Raw genomic sequence first — 4,343 nt, 5'->3', positions numbered from 1 at the left:
ACAGGAAACCGCTGACGACCTCGACCACCGCATACAGCAGGGTCAGCCCGAGGGCGATCGCGAGCGCCTTCTGGCTGCGGCCTTCGATCGTGTGGGCATGGCGGGCGTCGCCGTCGAGGTGGGCGTGCAGGTGGGCGGAGGAGCCGGCTTGGTCGGACATGTAAGATAAGAAATAAGGAAACAGGCGGCAGTATACCGGGCGTCTTGCAGTGTGTGGTCGATCCCCTTATAATGGCGGCATACGGGCGGTTAGTTCAGCTGGTTAGAATACTTGGTCGACATCCAAGGGGTCGCAGATTCGAATTCTGCACCGCCCACCAGAACACCAAAGACAGGACTCGAGAAACCGTCGCGAGCGGCAGCATTTCCTGGAAATGCAACGCGCAGCAGGTTTATCGCGTCCTGTCGTCAGTAAGAGCGAGAAAGGCACAGACGGTTATGACACCGCGAACTACAACGACGTTGTGGGGGAATCRCTAGACGCGGTAGGGTGTCATTTTGTCTTTCGCAATCGTTCGACGACACTGAAAAAAACGCGCCTGGTGCGCGTTTTTTTTCGTCCATAGTTCCTGTTTTTAAATCTACCAACCTCAACGGGCGCAACGGCGCCGAGATGGAGCTCACAATGTTGAATGTTCGACTCCCGGACGGCTCGAGCCGTCAATTCGACGGTCCGGTGACGGTCGCCCAGGTGGCGTCCAGCATCGCCCCGAGCCTGGCCAAGGCCGCGCTGGCCGGCAAGGTCAACGGCAAGGTCGTCGACACCTCGTTCCTGATCGAGGACGATGCCGACCTGGCCATCGTCACGGACAAGGATCCGGAAGGCCTGGACGTCATCCGCCACTCGACCGCGCACTTGCTGGCCTATGCCGTCAAGGAATTGTTCCCGGAAGCGCAAGTGACCATCGGCCCCGTGATCGACAACGGCTTCTACTACGACTTTTCCTACAAGCGCCCGTTCACCCCCGAAGATCTGCAGGCCATCGAGAAGAAAATGGCCGAGCTCGCCAAGAAGGACGAGCCGGTCACCCGCAAGGTGCTGCCGCGCGACGAGGCCGTTGCGTACTTCAAATCCATCGGCGAAGACTACAAGGCCGAGCTCATCGCGTCGATCCCGGCCAATGAAGACGTGTCGCTGTACACCGAAGGCAAGTTCACCGACCTGTGCCGCGGCCCGCACGTGCCGTCGACCGGCAAGCTGAAAGTCTTCAAGCTGATGAAGCTGGCGGGCGCGTACTGGCGCGGCGACTCGAAGAACGAGATGCTGCAACGCGTGTACGGCACCGCATGGGCGAAGAAGGAAGACCAGGAGCAATACCTGCACATGCTGGAAGAGGCGGAAAAGCGCGACCACCGCAAGCTGGGCAAGCAGCTGGACCTGTTCCACTTCCAGGACGAGGCGCCGGGCCTGATCTTCTGGCATCCGAAGGGCYGGGCGATCTGGCAGCAGGTCGAGCAATACATGCGCAAGACCTACCAGGTCACCGGCTACAACGAAGTCAAGGCGCCGCAGATCATCGACGTCAGCCTGTGGCAGAAGACCGGCCACTGGGACAATTATCGTGAAAACATGTTCACGACCGAGTCGGAAAACCGCACCTATGCGCTGAAGCCGATGAACTGCCCGGGCCACGTGCAGATCTACAACGCCGGCCTGCGTTCTTACCGCGAACTCCCGCTGCGCTACGGCGAGTTCGGTCAGTGCCACCGCAACGAATCGTCGGGCGCGCTGCACGGCCTGATGCGCGTGCGCGGCTTCACCCAGGACGACGGCCACGTGTTCTGCACGGAAGAGCAGATTGCTGCGGAGGTCGTGGCCTTTCACGCCCAGGCGATGCAGGTGTACGAGGATTTCGGCTTCGACAACATCGACGTCAAGATCGCGCTGCGTCCGGATAACCGTATCGGTTCCGACGAAGTGTGGGACCAGGCCGAGGAGGCGCTGCGTTCCGCGTTGCGCGGCTGCGGCGTGAGCTGGACGGAGCTGCCGGGCGAGGGGGCATTCTACGGTCCGAAGATCGAGTACCACCTGAAGGACAGCCTGGGCCGTCCGTGGCAGGTCGGCACCATGCAGGTCGACTTCTCGATGCCGGGCCGCCTGGGCGCCGAATATGTCGCGGAAGACAATACCCGCAAGGTGCCGGTGATGCTGCACCGCGCGATCGTCGGCTCGATGGAGCGCTTCATCGGCATCCTGATCGAGAACTATGCGGGCGCGTTGCCGCTGTGGCTGGCGCCGGTGCAAGTTGCCATCCTGAACATCTCGGACGCGCAGGCCGATTACGTCAAACAGGTCGAGATGAAGCTCAAGGCGGCCGGTTTGCGTGTGCACGCTGATTTGCGGAACGAGAAGATTACCTATAAAATTCGGGAGCATTCCGTCCAAAAACTGCCGTACATCCTAGTTGTCGGCGATAAAGAGCGGGATGCCAACACCGTGGCCGTTCGCGCCCGCGGCAATGTCGACCTCGGTGTCATGTCGGTCGATGCGCTGCTGGAACGCCTCCAAGGCGAGGTAGCATCCAAGGCAAAGTAATCCGCACTCCGCCTTGAGACGGCCAAACCCACACAACATTCAAAGGAAACAACATAGCTACTGACAAGTCGTCACATCGCATCAATGGCGAAATCAACTACCCGGAAATGCGTTTGAACGGGGTAGACAACGAGCCGCTGGGCATTGTGAGCCTGGCCGACGCGTTTCGTCTGGCTGAAGAAGCGAACGTGGATCTGGTGGAAATCGCGCCGAACGCGGTTCCCCCGGTTTGCCGCCTGATGGACTATGGCAAGTTCAAGTATTCGGAGCAGAAGAAGGCGCACGAAGCGAAGCTGAAGCAGAAGATCATCCAGGTCAAGGAAATCAAGTTCCGTCCGGGTACCGACGAGGGTGACTACAGCATCAAGCTGCGTAACCTGATCAAGTTCCTGGAAGAGGGCGACAAGACCAAGATCACGCTGCGCTTCCGTGGCCGCGAGATGGCCCACCAGGACATCGGTGCGCGCATGCTGGAACGCCTGCGCGGCGACCTTGAGCCGTACGGCCAGGTCGAGCAGTTTCCGAAACTGGAAGGCCGCCAGATGATCATGGTGGTCGCGCCGAAGAAGAAGAAATAACGCTTCGCCAGCTTCGCCGCGGGTTCGCGCAGTTCGTTTCTCGCAGTGACAGTCTAGCCGGGCCAGGCCCGGGCCCCGGGTGTGCCCCGCGGCCCGGGCCTGGTCTATTCCATTTCTGTGTTATCGGTCGCGTTGCGGGTAGGGTGGGCACTGCGTGCCCACGCGTTCAACCAGCGTGTGTACGGCCGATCATGCGTTTGTTGAACGCGTGGACGACAAAGCCGTCCACCCTACGGCGAAAACATGTGCTAGAATCTGCGGTTCCCATGTTCGCAAGAACGGGAATGCAACACTGTAGTGGACCCGCTTCCGCTGCAGAGACAAGTGAAAGCAGGCATCCAAGAGCAGCGTTGCTGCCACCTGCAATCCTGTTACATATGAGGCTGCCTGTAAGAGGGCAGAAGACTATGCCGAAAATGAAAACCAAAAGCTCCGCGAAGAAGCGTTTTCGCGTGCGCCCGGGTGGTACCGTCAAATCGGGTATGGCGTTCAAGCGTCACATCCTGACCAAGAAAACCACCAAGAACAAGCGCCAGCTGCGTGGCACCCGCAACATCAATGCGTCCGACGTCCAAAGCGTCTATCGCATGATGCCGTCTGCTGTTTAATCTCACACTAAGGAGCGAATATGCCTCGAGTAAAACGTGGGGTTACTGCACGTGCCCGTCACAAGAAGGTTCTTGAGCTTGCCAAAGGCTATCGTGGCCGCCGCAGCAAAGTATTCCGTATTGCCAAGCAAGCCGTCATGCGTGCTGGCCAGTACGCATACCGCGACCGCCGCAACAAGAAGCGCGTTTTCCGCGCACTGTGGATCACCCGTATCAACGCGGCTTCGCGTTCGCACGGCATGACCTACAGCGCATTCATGAACGGCCTGAAGAAAGCCGCGATTGAACTGGACCGTAAAGTCCTGGCCGACATGGCTGTCAACGACAAGCCGGCTTTTGCCGCTATCGTGAACACCGTCAAGGCAAAGCTGGCTGCTTAATCAGACAGTGAATGCAAGACCAGCATCGCGCCGCTCGAGGGCGGACGATGCGCAAAGGACGGGGCAAAGGTTTCACGACCGATGCCCTGTTTTTGTTTCTGGCGCCTCCCGCCATCAAAACAGGAAAAGAACAAGCATGGATTCCGCAAACCTCGTGCTGGAACAACTCGTCGTCTCCGCTCAATCCGACTTCGGTGCGGCGCAAGACGCTGCCGCGCTGGAAAACGCCAAAGCGAAATAC

The 4,343-nt window shown here is 59.4% G+C and carries 4 protein-coding genes and 1 tRNA gene; all 5 read left to right on the top strand.

The genetic code is table 11. From position 1 onward, the window contains the following. Positions 1-243: 243 nt before the first annotated feature. The 5 genes from AC1DYX_RS28270 (at position 244) to rplT (ending at position 4,102) form a co-directional block, all read left to right on the top strand. Positions 244-320, top strand: a tRNA-Val gene (locus AC1DYX_RS28270). 305 nt (positions 321-625) lie between these two features. Next, positions 626-2,536, top strand: a complete 1,911-nt coding sequence (gene thrS, locus AC1DYX_RS28265; protein ID WP_477265095.1) for a threonine--tRNA ligase — start codon at positions 626-628, stop codon at positions 2,534-2,536. Positions 2,537-2,589: 53 nt separating this feature from the next. After that, on the top strand, positions 2,590-3,114 hold the full coding sequence (infC, locus tag AC1DYX_RS28260) for a translation initiation factor IF-3 (protein WP_477265097.1): 525 nt from the start codon (positions 2,590-2,592) through the stop codon (positions 3,112-3,114). 407 nt (positions 3,115-3,521) lie between these two features. Further along, a complete protein-coding gene (rpmI, locus tag AC1DYX_RS28255; RefSeq protein WP_036228503.1) occupies positions 3,522-3,722 on the top strand; it encodes a 50S ribosomal protein L35 in 201 nt (66 codons plus the stop codon). Positions 3,723-3,742: 20 nt separating this feature from the next. After that, the gene (rplT, locus tag AC1DYX_RS28250; RefSeq protein WP_036228505.1) at positions 3,743-4,102 is read left to right on the top strand and encodes a 50S ribosomal protein L20; all 360 of its coding nucleotides are present in this window, start codon (positions 3,743-3,745) and stop codon (positions 4,100-4,102) included. Positions 4,103-4,343: the final 241 nt, after the last annotated feature.

The sequence above is a fragment of the Massilia sp. P2_C2 genome (assembly GCF_056404615.1).
This window is presented reverse-complemented; position numbering and strand designations above follow the sequence as displayed.